This window comes from Hydrogenophaga sp. FW305-3-2-15-A-LB1 (genome assembly GCF_058787875.1).
The window spans coordinates 1-14676 of the sequence record NZ_JBYTAE010000113.1 but is presented as its reverse complement, the minus strand read 5'-3'; the positions used below and the strand labels follow the sequence as shown (position 1 = coordinate 14676).

At 68.8% G+C, this 14676-nt stretch carries 16 protein-coding genes; 7 read left to right on the top strand and 9 right to left on the bottom strand.

The annotated features are described in order from the left end of the window. From AC3WPZ_RS25680 to AC3WPZ_RS25660, 5 genes are all read right to left on the bottom strand, one after another. The coding region (locus tag AC3WPZ_RS25680) for a cupin domain-containing protein (protein WP_382163926.1) at nucleotides 1-497 on the bottom strand (497 nt) is incomplete at its 3' end. 122 nt (nucleotides 498-619) lie between these two features. Continuing rightward, complete coding sequence (locus AC3WPZ_RS25675; RefSeq protein ID WP_382320681.1) at nucleotides 620-1372, bottom strand: SDR family oxidoreductase; 753 nt, start codon at nucleotides 1370-1372, stop codon at nucleotides 620-622. Between the two features lie 8 nt (nucleotides 1373-1380). Beyond that, entirely contained in the window at nucleotides 1381-2166 is a 786-nt protein-coding gene (locus tag AC3WPZ_RS25670) for an ABC transporter permease (protein WP_382156637.1), read from the bottom strand. Between the two features lie 40 nt (nucleotides 2167-2206). Then, entirely contained in the window at nucleotides 2207-3202 is a 996-nt protein-coding gene (locus AC3WPZ_RS25665) for an ABC transporter substrate-binding protein (protein WP_382163928.1), read from the bottom strand. Between the two features lie 43 nt (nucleotides 3203-3245). After that, the gene (locus tag AC3WPZ_RS25660; RefSeq protein ID WP_382320679.1) at nucleotides 3246-4082 is read right to left on the bottom strand and encodes an ABC transporter ATP-binding protein; all 837 of its coding nucleotides are present in this window, start codon (nucleotides 4080-4082) and stop codon (nucleotides 3246-3248) included. A 226-nt stretch (nucleotides 4083-4308) separates the two neighbouring features. Between AC3WPZ_RS25660 and AC3WPZ_RS25655 the strand changes: the two genes are divergently transcribed. Next, complete coding sequence (locus tag AC3WPZ_RS25655) at nucleotides 4309-4479, top strand: hypothetical protein (protein WP_171020127.1); 171 nt, start codon at nucleotides 4309-4311, stop codon at nucleotides 4477-4479. Between the two features lie 65 nt (nucleotides 4480-4544). Here AC3WPZ_RS25655 and AC3WPZ_RS25650 read toward each other — a convergent pair whose 3' ends face one another. After that, nucleotides 4545-5609, bottom strand: a complete 1065-nt coding sequence (locus AC3WPZ_RS25650) for a hypothetical protein (RefSeq protein WP_492442206.1) — start codon at nucleotides 5607-5609, stop codon at nucleotides 4545-4547. 170 nt (nucleotides 5610-5779) lie between these two features. Between AC3WPZ_RS25650 and AC3WPZ_RS25645 the strand changes: the two genes are divergently transcribed. From AC3WPZ_RS25645 to AC3WPZ_RS25630, 4 genes are all read left to right on the top strand, one after another. Further along, nucleotides 5780-6262: a MarR family winged helix-turn-helix transcriptional regulator gene (locus AC3WPZ_RS25645; RefSeq protein WP_382156641.1), complete on the top strand. Its 483-nt coding sequence runs from the start codon at nucleotides 5780-5782 to the stop codon at nucleotides 6260-6262. Nucleotides 6263-6323: 61 nt separating this feature from the next. Further along, complete coding sequence (locus AC3WPZ_RS25640; protein ID WP_444686928.1) at nucleotides 6324-7781, top strand: efflux transporter outer membrane subunit; 1458 nt, start codon at nucleotides 6324-6326, stop codon at nucleotides 7779-7781. A 40-nt stretch (nucleotides 7782-7821) separates the two neighbouring features. Continuing rightward, nucleotides 7822-9126, top strand: a complete 1305-nt coding sequence (locus tag AC3WPZ_RS25635; protein WP_492442204.1) for an HlyD family secretion protein — start codon at nucleotides 7822-7824, stop codon at nucleotides 9124-9126. 16 nt (nucleotides 9127-9142) lie between these two features. Further along, nucleotides 9143-10759 (top strand): DHA2 family efflux MFS transporter permease subunit, encoded by a 1617-nt coding sequence (locus AC3WPZ_RS25630; RefSeq protein ID WP_444686926.1) that lies wholly within the window; start codon nucleotides 9143-9145, stop codon nucleotides 10757-10759. 13 nt (nucleotides 10760-10772) lie between these two features. Here AC3WPZ_RS25630 and AC3WPZ_RS25625 read toward each other — a convergent pair whose 3' ends face one another. Beyond that, nucleotides 10773-11435: a class I SAM-dependent methyltransferase gene (locus AC3WPZ_RS25625; protein ID WP_382320674.1), complete on the bottom strand. Its 663-nt coding sequence runs from the start codon at nucleotides 11433-11435 to the stop codon at nucleotides 10773-10775. A gap of 78 nt (nucleotides 11436-11513) precedes the next feature. Here AC3WPZ_RS25625 and AC3WPZ_RS25620 point away from each other — a divergent pair, with 78 nt between their 5' ends. After that, a complete protein-coding gene (locus tag AC3WPZ_RS25620) occupies nucleotides 11514-11858 on the top strand; it encodes a heavy metal-binding domain-containing protein (RefSeq protein ID WP_444686925.1) in 345 nt (114 codons plus the stop codon). On the opposite strand, the gene AC3WPZ_RS25615 is transcribed toward AC3WPZ_RS25620, so the two are convergent. Beyond that, nucleotides 11855-12460: a glutathione S-transferase family protein gene (locus AC3WPZ_RS25615; RefSeq protein ID WP_382156655.1), complete on the bottom strand. Its 606-nt coding sequence runs from the start codon at nucleotides 12458-12460 to the stop codon at nucleotides 11855-11857. The two genes, AC3WPZ_RS25620 and AC3WPZ_RS25615, sit on opposite strands and share 4 nt — an antisense overlap. 115 nt (nucleotides 12461-12575) lie before the next feature. Between AC3WPZ_RS25615 and AC3WPZ_RS25610 the strand changes: the two genes are divergently transcribed. Then, entirely contained in the window at nucleotides 12576-13550 is a 975-nt protein-coding gene (locus AC3WPZ_RS25610; protein ID WP_444686924.1) for a helix-turn-helix transcriptional regulator, read from the top strand. A gap of 2 nt (nucleotides 13551-13552) precedes the next feature. Here the strand turns inward: AC3WPZ_RS25610 and AC3WPZ_RS25605 are convergent. Beyond that, the coding region (locus AC3WPZ_RS25605) for a lytic murein transglycosylase (protein WP_492442201.1) at nucleotides 13553-14676 on the bottom strand (1124 nt) is incomplete at its 5' end.

Genomic DNA, 14676 nt, shown 5'->3' with positions numbered 1-14676 from the left:
CACCTCTTGATCTTGGCCAGGGGGCTGTCGGGCGGGTAGGTGGGGGTGATGGGCTTGGGCGAACCCAGCATCACGCACATCAGCGCGTCTTCGTCGCCCACGTTGTGCTCTTCGCGGTACACGCCGGGCGGCACCGAGATCAGGTCGCGCTCGCCGACGATGGTTTCCCAGCGCTCGCCGTCCTTCTCGCAGACCACCTTCATCGCGCCGCGCATGACGAAGAAGATCTCTTCCACGTCGTAGTGGATGTGCGAAGGGCCGATGTTGCCGGCCGGGATCACCATGGTGGAGAAGGTGAAGTGGGCGGCGGGCACGGTGTTGGTGTCCTTGTTCACGCCGGTGCCGCCGGTGCCCACGTAGCGCATCTGCGCGCGGCGGTACTTGGGGTCGTAGTCGGCCTGGAACTTCAGCGCGTCCCAGTCGTAGCTGCGCGTGCTCCTGCGCGCCACGCGGCTCTCCATCCACTGCGCGAAGCTCTGGCCTTCCTGACGCATCATCACGCGCTGCGTCTCGGCCTCGGACGGAATGTTCGCGTCCATCAGGCCGCGTTCGTTGAACACGGGCGCGTTGGCCGCTGCGGGTTTGGTGATGGTGGCTGTGCTCATGCGTTTTCTCCTTTTCAGTTCATCGTGAAGCCGCCGTTGACGGGCAGCAGCTGACCGGTAATGAAGCCGCTGGCCTGTGTCAGCAGGAACAGGGCGGCGGCGTTGACGTCTTCGGGGATCTGCGGCCGCTGGATCGCGCGGCCCTTGAGGTAGTGCTCGTGCCGCTCCTGCGGCACGTAGGCGGTGGCTTCGACCAGCGTGAGGCCGGGGGCGATGGCGTTGACGGTGGTGCCGTCCTCGCCCATCTCGCGCGCCAGCGAACGGGTCATGGCGATCACCGCGCCCTTGCTCGCCACGTAGGCCAGCAGGCGGGGCGCGCCCCAGAGCGCGGTGTCGGAGGCGATGTTGACCACGCGGCCACCACCGGCGGCGGCCAGGTGGGGGCGCGCGGCGGCGGTGACGAGCCAGGTGCCGCGCACATTCACGTCCATCACCAGGTCCCAGGTCTCGGGGCTGAGTTCGCCCATGCCCTTGCCGCCGGAGTTGGTGATGGCCGCGTTGTTGATCAGGCCGTCGAGGCCGCCCAGCCATTGCGCGGCGGCGTCCACACCGGCGCGCACGCTGGCCGCGTCGAGCAGGTCCAGCGGCACGTAGTGCGCGTTCGGACCGAGGTCTTTCGCGAGCTGTTGCCCGGCCTCGTGCAGCACGTCGCTGATGACGACGCGCGCGCCGGCCTGCACCAGCGACTGGGCGAAGCTCGCGCCCAGGCCGCGCGCGGCGCCGGTGACGAGCACGCGGCGGTTGTCGAGTTGGATTTCCTGTGCCATGGTGTTCCTCAGGCCACGCGCCGTTCGGCGCTGGGCAGGTAGTGAAGCACGCGCTTCTCGGCGATCACCACGGCGTAGTAGGCGACGATGCCGATCACGGTGAGCGCGCCGATGACCACGAACACCCCGGCGGTGTTGCCCTGGCCTTCGAAGAACACCAGCATGTAGCCCAGGCCCATGTTGCCGCCCACGAGTTCGCCGACGACCACGCCGATGACGGCCAGCGTGCTGGCGATGCGCAGGCCCGAGAACAGGGGCGGCAGCGTGGTCGGGAACTCGACCATGCGGAACACCTGCAGCCGGGTGGCGGAGAAGGAGCGCGCGAGGTTGATCAGGTCGTGGTCCATGGTGCGCATGGCCGAGAGCACGTTGATGAGCACCGGGAAGAACACGATCAGGATCGCGACCAGGATCTTGGGGTACATGGTGTAGCCCAGCCACATCACGAACAGCGGCGCGAACGCGACCTTGGGCGCGATCTGCAGGGCGAGCAGGTAGGGCGAGAGCACGGCCTCCACCTTGGGCGAGAGGCCCAGGGCGTAACCGATCAGCGCGCCCAGCAGCGAGCCCAGGATGAAGCCGATGACGACCTCCGCGCCGGTGATGCCGGCGTGCCAGAGCAGGCGCTCGGTGCCCCAGATGCGGACCGCTTCTTCCCACACGCGCGAGAAGGGCGGCAGCACGAATTCCGGCACGCCCAGCAGGCCGGGAACGTATTCCCAGACCGCCATGAACACCACCAGGACCAGCAGGCTCCAGAGCGCTGTGCTGTAGCGCTGCAGTACGTCTTTCATGTCGCGACTCTCGGATGCGGGAAGGGAAGGGCGGCGCGACTCACTTGGCCGTCACGAACTGGTTGGTGTAGAGCTCCTTGACCGGGGTCTCCTTGGGCACCACACCGTTGGTGACGTAGAACTTCTGCAGCTCGGCCAGGCGGGCCTCGTCCATCGTGCCGGGCACCTTCTGCGCGGCGTAGACGTACTTGTTGAAGAGTTCGAAGGCCTTCTGGATGCTGGCTTCCTTGCCCTTGTGCACCGGCACGTGCGCCACGTAGGCGGCGGTGGCGGCCTTGGGGTCGGCCATGATGTCCTTCATGCCCTTGAGCGTGGCGCGCACCAGCTTCTGGATCAGCTGCGGGTTCTTGGCGATGGTCTCGTCGGAGGCGAGGATGGCCTGGGCCATGCTCTTGAAGTAGATGTCGGCCGGCAGGATGTCGACCTGCGCGCCGGCTTCCATCGCGCTCACCGTCCAGTCGGGCACGCCGGCCATGGCCGAGGCCTTCTTGGCGGCGAACTGCTGCCACACGCCCGCGGGGCCGGCGGCCTGGATGTTGACGTCGTTCTTGGTCAGGCCGACCTTGCTGAGCATGCCCAGCAGGGCGTAGTAGGTGGTGTCGGTGTAGGCCAGGACGGTGACAGTCTTGCCCTTGAGTTCGCGTGGGCTCTCGATCTTCTCGTCCTTGTGGCTCACGAGCTGGGTGAGCGAACCGGCGCCGAGCACGGCCACGGCCTTGACGGGGATGCCCTGGGCGCGGGCGATGATGGGGGTGTCGCCGATGGCGCCACCGATGACGGCGTTGCCGGCACCGATCTGCTTGGCCACGTCCACGCCGCCGCGCGCGGTGACGAAGTTGACCTTGAGGCCTTCCTGCTCGTAGTAGCCCTTGGCCTGGGCCAGCATCCAGGGGCCGAAGGCGGGCAGCGTGCCGGGCGCGGGCAGCAGGTAGGTGATCTCCTGCAGCTGGGCATGGGCCGCCAGGGGCGAGACCAGCGCCGCGGTGGCGAGCAGGCTCAGGCAGGCACGGCGGGTACCGTTGAAAGCGCGGGTCATCTTCATGGCAACTCCAGGAGGTGGGTGAATGGGAATGCGGGGGTCAGTGCACGTCGGTCTGCGCGTCGAGCTTGAGCAGGTCCATCAGGCGCGAGACGTAGTCGCCCACGGCGGGGTGCTTGCGGCGCGCCATCGGGTTGTCGCGGCCGGGGATGTCGACCACGATCTCTTCGACGATGGTGCCGGGGCGCTCGCTCATGACCAGGATGCGGTCGGACAGCGCGACGGCTTCGGCCAGGTCGTGGGTGATGAAGAGCACCGTCTTCTTGTGCTCGGCCACGGTGCGCGCCAGGTCCTGCTGCAGGATCATCTTGGTCTGCGCGTCCAGCGCGGAGAAGGGCTCGTCCATCAGCAGCACGATCGGGTCCACCGCGAGCGTGCGCGCCATGGCGGCGCGCTGGCGCATGCCGCCGGAGAGCTGGTGCGGGTAGCTGTTGCCGAAGCCCTTGAGGTGGCACTGGGCCAGCAGCTTCTCGGAGATGGCGGCGCGGTCGGCGGCGCGCACGCCGCGCAGCTCCAGGCCGAACTCGACGTTCTGCGAAATCGTGCGCCAGGGCATGAGCAGGTCTTTCTGCAGCATGAAGGCGACGTGCTTGTTGGGGCCGGTGACCACTTCACCGTTGACCTTGACCGTGCCGGCCGAGGCCTTGGCCAGGCCCGAGCCCATGTTAAGCAGCGTGCTCTTGCCGCAGCCCGACGGGCCGATCAGGGACACCACCTCGCCCGGCTGGATGGACAGCGTCACGTTGCGCGCGGCGATCACTTCCGGGTTCTTGCCCCGCGCGGGAAAGCGCTTGTCCACCCCGATGAATTCGATCGCGGGATGCAAACCGCCGCTGGTCGGGGCGGTTGCGCGGGAGCCGTGAAGTGCGTCGTTCATGGGGACCTGCGGGTGGATTAGGGTGTTTTGTATATGAAACGTTGATTCATTACAGAATCAATGCTAGGGCCGTTGCCCCACTTTGTCTGCAAAAACCTACTAAGGCCGCGGGGTATTGGCGTGGCGTGCCCGGGGCCCGCCTGCGTGCGGGGAAAAGGGGTGGTGGGAGAGGGCGCGGCGTCTATGGCCTAATAGCGGCTTTTGCAATCTCTCTCAGGAACCAGCCATGGGCAACAAAATCGTCACCGAAGCCGACCGCAAAGCCACTCCCCGTCCGAAGCCCGTCGCTGGCGTCACCCTGACCACGCCCGGCCGTGGCCAGCGCGTGAGCCTGGAGCGCGGCGTGGCCACGCGCAGCAAGAAGAACCCGGGCAAGCGCTCGAAGAAGGGCGGCTGATCGCCTCCTGGCCCACGCGGCCAGGCCCTCATGCAAAAGGCCCGCATCGCGGGCCTTTTTGTTTTCTATTGCGCTGCAGACGGCAAACCCCTGAATTCGTATCCGTATCGGGTCTTCCGATAAGTGATCACATTGGCGTTGACCTCTTCACGAAGGATGGACAGGACGTCCTCCCGCGGCATGCCCGGTACCACCAGATAGCGGCGCGTGGGAAGGCGGGCCTCTCGCTCCACCGCAACGCCATGAACGACCAACTGGCCGATGGATGTGTATAGCGCCTGAAGCCTTGTCGATGTCTTGACCTCGAACAAGTCGATGGCGCTGCCCGAAGTAAACGCGAGATCCACAAATCCTGAATTTTTGACCGCACAGCCTTCTCCCACCTTCCGGGAAAGTTCGTCCACGATCGCCCCGTGAGTCACATCCCTCGTCCCTTTGGCAACGGCCTTTCGCTTTCCTCGCCCGCTGTGCTCCTTGGCGTACTTGTGCAGCTTTCCCAGGGCCGCTTGCGCGCGCTTTGATGGTTTGCCGATGGCGTTTGCCGATGGGGCAAGGCGGTTCTCGTGCACTGCATCCGCGACATTTCGCGCTTTCTTGGCAAAGGCCCATAGGTCGCGAATGAGAGAGGCACCATCCAGGCGGGTGAGAAGGATGATCTCTTGTTCACGGCGATAGCCTGCCGCCATGACGGTTTGACCTTCGAACCCCTTGAGCACAGGCGCAATCTTCAGCGCGGTTACGCGGGTCATCTTCCCGGTGTGGCCAATCCAGACGCGGCCGCGTTCGTCTTCCAGGAAGACGCCGCCGTTGCTCATGTGAAACGTGCCGAGAGGAAAGTTCACCTGCACAGCGATGTTCATGGAGTCGCTGCTGCGAGGTTCGCCAAACAACAGGAAGTTGCGGTACTTGGTCCCACTTTCCCTGCGAGGTGACCATGCGCGGGCGGGGATTCCGCTCCTGGGTTGGAACATGACGTCGCCCGTTGGCGGTGCCGGATGGCGCTTCTTGCTGCTTCCCTTGGGCCAATTCACTTTACGGGATTCCCGCTCGGTAAAGGCCGCCTTCAGCTTTTTCTCGAGTTTTAGCCCCAGCGCCTCTACTTGCGCGATGTCTGAAATGATTCTGTACACGCGTGCCCTTTCAATGTGGATACCGCCGACGCCTGGATCCTACGGACGGTAAAACAGGTCTTTGGATCTCCAGCGCACTGAGCTGCCGAGTACGTGATGTTTTCCCTTTTTTTCAATGTGGCTATTTAAGATGCCAAAACAAATATTGCCTAGGCATGTATATTCGCGGCATGCCTCGCACCACCCCGACCCCCGCCTTCTACGACGGACACAACTTCACGCCCGACCAGAGCGTGGGTTACCTCATGAAGCGCGTGATGATGTCCATCGTCTACCAGGCCGACAAGCGCCTGTGCCTGCACGACCTCACCACCGCGCAGTGGGGGCCGCTGATGAAGCTGCGCATGCAGGGCACGGCCACCGTGGCCGAGCTCGCGCGCTGGTCGCAGATCGACGCCGGAGCCATGACGCGCCTGCTCGACCGCCTGGAGAAGAAAGGCCTGTGCACGCGCGTGCGCTCCACCGAAGACCGCCGCGTGGTGGTGGTGGAGCTCACGCCCGAGGGCAAGGCCGCCATGGAACACGTGCCCGAGGTGCTGGCCGATGTGATGAACCAGCACCTCGCCGGTTTCAGCAAGACCGAGTGGCAGGCGCTGCTGGGTTACCTGCGCCGCATGGTCGAGACGGGCGAGGCACTGAAGGACTCCGGTTGACGGACCGTTCGTGAAAATTCCCGCCTCATCGACTTGTTGACCCCATTACTTGCCTAAGCAAATGAAGCCCCATCAAATATTCCCCGCACGCCGCACGGTGGCCGCCCTGAGCACCCTGGCCCTGGCCGCCGTGCTCGCGGCCTGCGCCAGCAGCGCGGGCATTCAATCGCAATCCACGGTGCTGGAACCGCAGGCCGTGGGCCTGGCGCAGCCCGCCGGCAGCGGCGCGGCCACCGCCGAACTGGTGCCCGCCGACTGGTGGCGCGGCTGGGGCGATGTGTCCCTGACCCAGGTGATCGACCAGGCCCTGCAGGCCCAGCCTTCGCTGAAGGTGGCGCAGGCCCGCCTGCGGCGCGCCCAGGCCGCCACGGCCGGCGAAGAGGCCAACGACGGCCTGAAGATCAACGGCAGTGCCGACGCCACGCGCCAGCACTTCAGCGCCAACAGCATCTACCCGGCGCCGCTGGGCGGCTCCACGCGCACGCTGGCGAACGCGCAGATCGCCGGCAGCTGGGAGTTCGACTTCTTCGGCCTGCACCGCTCCGCGATCGAAGCCGCCGTGGGCAGCGAGCGCGCCGCCGCCGCCGACCTGCAGGCCGCGCGCAACGTGCTGGCCAGCAACGTGGCGCAGACCTATGTGCAGCTCGGCCGCCTGCTCGCGCAGCGCGAGGTGGCGCAGCAGGCCCTGACCCAGCGCGAGCAGATGCTGGGCCTGATCCGCCAGCGCGTGGACGCCGGGCTGGACACGCGCGTGGAGCTCAAGCAGGGCGAGGGTGCGCTGCCCGACGCGCGCGTGCAGATCGAGCAGCTGGACGAACAGATCGTGGCCACGCGCCACGCCCTGGCCGCGCTCGCGGCCCTGCCGCCGGCCAGCTACGACCAGTTGAAACCCGACCTGCAGGCCCTGCGCACCCTGGTGCTGCCCGAGGTGCTGCCGGCCGACCTGCTGGGCCGCCGCCCCGACATCACCGCCGCGCGCTGGCGCATGGAGGCGGCCACCAAGGGCGTGGACGTGTCCAAGGCGCAGTTCTATCCCAACGTGAGCCTCACCGCCTTCGTGGGCCTGTCCAGCATCGGGCTGGACCGCCTGGTGGACTCGGGCAGCCAGCACTACGGCATCGGCCCCGCGATCCACCTGCCGATCTTCGACGCCGGCCGCCTGCGCGCGCAGCTGCGCACCCGCACGGCCGACCTCGACGCCGCGGTGGAGAGCTACAACGGCGCGGTGCTCGAAGCCGTGCGCGAGACCGCCGACCAGCTCAACGCCCGCCAGTCGCTGGAGCGCCAGCGCGAGCAGCAGGCGCAGGCGCGCAGCGCCGCCGAGGCCGCTTACGACATCGCCACCCAGCGCTACCGCGCGGGCCTGAGCGGTTACCTCACCGTGCTCAGCGCCGAGACCTCGCTGTTCAGCCAGCGGCGCCAGACCGTGGACCTGCAGGCGCGGGCCCTGTCCACCCAGGTGGCGCTGGTGCGCGCCCTGGGCGGCGGCTTCGCGCCCGACACCCCGGCCTCGCACTGACTTCCTTTTTCATCTTGCTCACCGACCAACGGAGCCCCTCATGACCACCCCTTCCGACACCACCGCACCGCAAGGCAACCCCGCCCGCAAGAAAGCCCTGACCGCCGTGAGCGCGGTCGTGCTCGCCGCCGGCCTGGGTTACGCCGCCTACTGGGCCCTGGTGCTCAACCACTACGAGACCACCGACAACGCCTATGTGCAGGGCAACGTGGTGCAGATCACGCCGCAGGTGGCGGGCACCGTGGTGGCGATCAGCGCCAACGACAACGACCACGTGCAGGCCGGCCAGTGGCTGGTGCGCCTGGACCCGACGGACGCGAAGATCGCGCTCGAACAGGCCGAGGCCCAGCTCGCGCAGACGGTGCGCGAGGTGCGCACGCTGTACGCCAACAACCGCACCCAGAGCGCGCAGATCGCCCTGCGCGAAGCCGACCTGGCGCGCGCGCAGGCCGACCTGCAGCGCCTGCAGGACGACGTGGCACGGCGCCAGCCGCTGGTGGCCTCGGGTGCCGTGGGCCAGGAAGAGTTCAAGCACGCGACGGCGCAGCTCGCCGCCGCGCGCAGCGCCACCGAGGCGGCCCGCGCGGCCGTGCTCGCCGCGAAGGAACAGCTGGCCTCGAACCAGACGCTGACCGAAGGCATCGCGGTCGACCAGCACCCCAGCGTGCTGCGCGCGTCGGCCCGCGTGCGCGAGGCCTATGTGGCGCTCAAGCGCGTCGAATTGCAGGCGCCGGTGGCCGGCTACGTGGCCCGCCGCAACGTGCAGCTGGGCCAGCGCGTGCCGGCCGGTTCGCCGCTGCTGTCGGTGATCGCGCTCGACCAGGTCTGGGTGGACGCCAACTTCAAGGAAAGCCAGCTCAAGAACCTGCGGCTGGGCCAGCCGGTGGAACTCAGCGCCGACGTGTACGGCAAGAACGTGACCTACCACGGCACCATCGAGGGCCTGGGCGCGGGCACCGGCGCGGCCTTCGCGCTGCTGCCGGCGCAGAACGCCACCGGGAACTGGATCAAGGTGGTGCAGCGCGTGCCGGTGCGCGTGCGCCTGGACGCCAAGGAACTGGTGGACCACCCGCTGCGCCTGGGCCTGTCGATGGAAGCGCGCGTGGACGTGAGCAAGACCGACGGCCGCATGCTGGCCGATGCGGCCGCCGCGCCGCAGGAGGTGCAGACCGCCGTGTTCGAACAGGACAACCGCGAAGCCGACACGCGCGTGCAGCAGATCATCGGCCAGCATGGTGGTGGTGGGTCGCGCACGGCGGCCGCCACGCGGGCGCCCGCCGCCCCCGCCGCGCCGGCCTTGCCGGCCGCTCCGGTGAGCACGGGCTCGGTGGCCCTGGCCCGTTGAACCGGCGCTGACCGCCATGGCCGACAGCCACGCCCTTCCCGCCTCGGGGGCCTTGCCCGCCGAGGCCCCACCGCCGGCGCCCGCGCCGAGCGCCTCGCCACCGGTGTTCGAGCCCCTCAAGGGCGCGCAGCTGGTGCTGGGCACGCTCGCGCTGTCGCTGGCCACGTTCATGAACGTGCTCGACACCTCGATCGCCAACGTGTCCATTCCCGCGATCGCGGGCGACATGGGCGTGAGCCCGGCGCAGGGCACCTGGGTCATCACCTCGTTCGCGGTGGCCAACGCCATCTCGGTGCCGCTCACCGGCTGGCTCACGCAGCGCTTCGGGCAGGTGCGCCTGTTCACCATGAGCGTGCTGCTGTTCGTGGTCGCCTCCTGGCTGTGCGGCCTGGCGCCCAACATCGGCCTGCTGATCGCGTTCCGCGTGCTGCAGGGCCTGGTGGCCGGCCCGATGATCCCGCTGTCGCAGACGCTGCTGCTGGCGAGCTACCCGCGCGCCAAGGCGGGCACCGCCATGGCCATGTGGGCCATGACCGTGCTGGTCGCGCCCGTGGCCGGGCCGCTGCTGGGCGGCTGGATCACCGACAACATCTCCTGGCCCTGGATCTTCTACATCAACATCCCGGTGGGCCTGGTGGCCGCCGCGCTCACCTGGTCCATCTACCGCAGCCGCGACCCCGGCCCGCGCCGCGTGCCGCTGGACGTGATCGGCCTGGTGCTGCTGGTGCTGTTCGTCGGCGCGATGCAGATCATGATCGACATGGGCAAGGAGCTGGACTGGTTCGAGTCGGGCGAGATCATCGCGCTGGCCGTCGTCGCGGTGGTGAGCTTCCTGTTCTTCCTGGCCTGGGAGCTGACCGACAAGCACCCCATCGTGGAGATCCGCCTGTTCGCGCGGCGCAACTTCGTCACCGGCACGCTCGCGCTGTCCATCGCCTACGGCCTGTTCTTCGGCAACGTGGTGCTGCTGCCCTTGTGGCTGCAGCAGCACATGGGCTACACGGCCACCTGGGCCGGCCTGGCGACGGCGCCGGTGGGCCTGCTGGCCATCGTGCTCTCGCCCTGGGTGGGCAAGAACGTGAGCCGCATCGACCCGCGCAAGCTCGCCACCGTGGCCTTCCTCGGCTTTGGCGCGGTGCTGTGGATGCGCTCGAACTTCAACACCCAGGCCGACTTCATGACCATCCTGATCCCCACGCTGTTGCAGGGGGCGGCCATGGCGTTCTTCTTCATTCCGTTGCAGGCCATCGTGTTCTCGGGCCTGCAGCCGCAGCAGACGCCGTCGGCCGCGGGTCTGTCCAACTTCGTGCGCATCACGGCCGGCGCGGTGGGCACCTCGCTGTTCACCACGCTGTGGGAAAGCCGGGCCTCGCTGCACCACGCGCAGCTGGTGGAGTCGATCCACACCGGCAACGCCACCGCCATGGCCACGCTGGACCAGCTCATGGGCAGCGGCTTGAGCCGCGAGCAGGCGCTGGCGAACATCGACCGCATGATCAACCAGCAGGCCTTCACGCTGGCCGTGACCGACCTGTTCTACCTCTCGGCGGCGCTGTTCTTCGTGCTGGTGGCGGTGATCTGGTTCTCCAAGCCGGTGCTCGGCGGCTCCGTGGACGCGGGCGGCGCGCACTGAGCGCCGCAGCAACTCAGCGCGTGAAGCTCAGGAAGCGGCCCTTGTAGGCCTCGCCGTCTTCCAGCAGCCGGTCGGCCGCCTGCATGCTCAGCGTGAAGCCCAGCGCGGCCATGTCGCGGCCGAAGGCCGCGCGGTTGCCGCGGTCGGGGTCCACGATGATCACCACCGCCTGGGGCGCGGCGTGGCGGAAGATGAAGGCCGCGAGCTGCGCCGGCTGCTGGCGCTCGTAGAGCAGGTCGCTGCCCACGATGAGGTCGAAGCGGCCCAGGGCCGGGTTGTCGGTGGCGGCGGTGCTTTCCCAGTTGCCGGCCTGGTAGGGCATGGGGCCCAGGCCGTTGAGGGCCAGGTTGTGCCGCAGGAATTCTTCGGTCAGCGGGTGCCAGTCGCTCACCGTCACGTCGCCGCCGCGCCGGTGCATCACCAGGCTGGCCAGCGCCAGGCCCGCGCCGATTTCCAGCACGCGCAATCCCGCGATGGGGTGCGTGAGCATGGCCAGCGCGAGCACGCGCGAGGAGGGCCACACCTGCCCGAAATGCGACCAGCCCGCCGGTGGCAGGCCGATGTCGGCCGCGTGGTGCTGGGTGTCGGTGTACTGCTGGTCGTCGAGCAGCCGACGGATGTGCCAGTCTTCGCCGCCGAGGCTGAGGGTCTCGGTCCGGACTTGGTAGCCTGGCATGGGAGCTTTCGTGGAGGGTGTGGCCCACGGTACCATGCCCGGGCACCCGGCGGGCGGTGCGTTTGCGGGAGTGTTCACATGGGCTGGTTTTCCAAGAGCAAGGACGGCTTCTTCCTCTGCACCACCACGCCGGAAGGCGTGGAGCGGTCGCAGTACCTGGGCATCGTGCACGGCGAGGCCATCATCGGCGCCAACATCTTCCGCGACCTGTTCTCCTCGGTGCGCGATGTGGTGGGCGGGCGCGCCGGGGGCTACGAGCGCGCCCTCTCGGGCGCGCGCGATGCCGCCATGGAAGACCTCATGGAATCGGCGCGCGAGATGGGCGCCACCGGCGTGATCGGCATCGACTTCGACTACGAGGTGCTCGGCGAGACCAACGGGATGATGATGGTCGCCGTGAGCGGCACGGCGGTGAAGCTCTAGGCGTCGATCTGCATCGCCGGCCGGGCCTGCACCTTGCCCAGCCAGGCCGCGACGTGCGGGTGCGAGCCCACCGGCGCGCCGATGTAGGCGCTGTAGCCGATCACCGAGCCCACGATCAGGTCCACCAGCGAATAGGCGGCGCCGAGCATCCAGGGCTGGGCCGCCAGGCGCGCGTCCAGCAGCGCGAGCAACTGGTCCAGCCCCTTGTGCGCCGACGTGCCGTGGGCGTCGTCGGGCGTGCCCATGTCGCGCGCGGCCTGCAGGCGCACCAGCTGCGCGCCGTAGGTCACGTAGGACCAGGTGCTCCACGCCATCGCCTGCAGGCGCTCGGGCGTGCCCTCGGCCGGCCACAGGCCCTTCTTCACGCCGTAGGTCTCGCCCAGCCACATCTCGATCGCCAGCGCCTCGAACAGGGGCGCGCCGTCCACCGTCATGGTGGGCACCTTGCCGTTGGGGTTGAGGGCCAGGTAGTCGGGGCGGCGCTGTTCGCCTTTCGTGATGTCGATCTTCACGCGGTCGTGTTTCACGCCCAGTTCGGCGAGGGCGCAGGCGACCGGGGTGGCGCTGGACATGGGGTGCCAGTAGAGAACGATCTGGGACATGGTGGACTCCTGAAAGGGGGTTGAAGCATCGGCCCGACACCGCGTCGGGCACGTGCCTGCAATGTCGCGCCTATTGAGGACAGATTCGGCCCTCGATTCGAGGTAGAGTGGCGCCATGCTTTCGTCGTCTTCACGGCTGCTGCGCGTGTTGTCCCTGCTGCAGACCCGCAGCCACTGGGCGGGCACCGAGCTGGCCGAGCGGCTGGAGGTGCATCCCCGCACCCTGCGGCGCGACATCGACCGCCTGCGCCAGCTCGGCTACCCCATCCACGCCAGCAGCGGCGTGGCGGGTGGGTACGCGTTTCGCGCGGGCCAGTCGCTGCCGCCGCTGCTGCTGGACGACGAAGAGGCGCTGGCCGTGGCCATCGCGCTGCAGGTGGCCGCCTCGGGCACCGTGAGCGGGGTGGAAGAGAGCTCGCTGCGCGCCCTGGTGAAGCTGGAGCAGGTGATGCCCACCCGGCTGCGCCGCCGCACCGGCGCGCTGCGCTCGGCCATCGTGCCCTTGCAGCGCGGCGGGCCGACCATCGATGCGGGCGTGCTGGCCCTGTTGGCCGTTGCCTGCCGCGACCAGTTGCAGGTGGGCTTCCACTACCGCGACATGCGCGGCCAGAGCAGCGTGCGCACGGTGGAGCCGCAAGGCCTGGTGCACACCGGCAGCCGCTGGTATCTGGTGGCCTGGGACCCCGCGCGCGACGACTGGCGCACCTTCCGCATCGACCGCGTGGAAGGCGCGCCGAGCACCGGCGCGCACTTCACGCCACGGGCCGCGCCGGCGGGCGACCTGCGCGCCTATGTCTCGGGCACGCTGGCGGGGGTGCAGCACGGCGACGAGGCGCGCGTGGTGCTGCACCGGCCCCGCGAGGCCATGGCGCGCACCATCCCGGCCTCGGCCGCCACGCTGGAGGCCATCGACGACACGCGCTGTCTCATGCGGTGTGGCGCCGGCCAACTGGATTCACTGGACTCGCTGGCCTACTGGCTCATGGCGATGGACGTGGACTTCGACGTGCTGGAGCCGCCCGCGCTGCACGAGCGCCTGCGCGCGGCCGGCGAGCGCCTGGCGCGCAACCTGGCCCGCGCGGGCCGCTGATTTCAGCCGCCGCGCAGCGCCTTCAGCAGCTTCTGGCCGGCGCGCCCGCTGGCTTCCTGGCCCAGGCGCTCCTGCTCGGCGCGGATCGCCACGCGGCTCTTCTCGCCCAGCATGCCGTCCACCTCGCCGATGTCGTGGCCGCGCGCGATCAGCAGGGTCTGTACCTCGCGGCGCTCGGCGCGCGAGAGGCCCGGGTCGTCGGTGGGCCAGGGCGTGACGAAGGGGCCGCCGCCGCGCAGCCGGTCCGACAGGTGCGCGATCGCCAGGCCATAGCTCTCGGCCGCGTTGTAGCTGTAGATCGCATCGAAGTTGCGCAGCACCAGGAAGGCCGGCCCCTGCGGCCCGGCGGGGGTGAGCAGGCCGGCGCTGCCGCTGGCCGGCAGGGGCGAACCATCCACCCGCTTCACGCCGCGCGCCACCCAGTCTTCCATGGTGCGCTTGGTGCGGCGGCCTTCGTTGCCGGCGTTGAAGCCTGGGGGCAGCTTCACCTCGAAGCCCCAGGGCTGGCCGCTCTGCCAGCCGGCCTTGGCGAGGAAATTCGCGGTCGAGGCCAGGGCATCGGGCGTGCTGTCCATCAGGTCGGCGCGGCCGTCGCCATCGAAGTCCACCGCCAGCCGCTCGAAGGTACTGGGCATGAACTGCGTGTGGCCGAACGCGCCGGCCCACGAACCCACCAGCCGGTTGGGTGTGATGTGCCCGGCCTGCAGGATGCGCAGTGTGGCGTAGAACTCGGTGCGGAAATAGGCCTGCCGCCGGCCGAAGCAGGACAGCGTGCCCAGCGACTGCACCAGCGGCGACTTGCCGAAGGTCTGGCCGAAGTTGCTCTCCACCCCCCACACCGCCACCACCGTGGCGGGGTCCACGCCGAAGCGCTCCTGCACCCGCTTGAGCGTCTCCGCGTGCAGCGCCAGCATGGCCTGGCCCTCGGCCACGCGCTGCTCGTCCACCAGGCCGGCGAGGTAGTCCCAGATCGCGGTGCGGAATTCGGGCTGGAAGTTCAGCTTGTCGATCACGCTCATGTCGGGCACCAGGCCCAGCGTGTGCTGCGTGAAGGTCGCCTCGCTCACGCCCACCGCGCGGGCGGGGGCGCGCAGCGTGTTCAGGCAGTTCTCGAATTCCTGGGGCG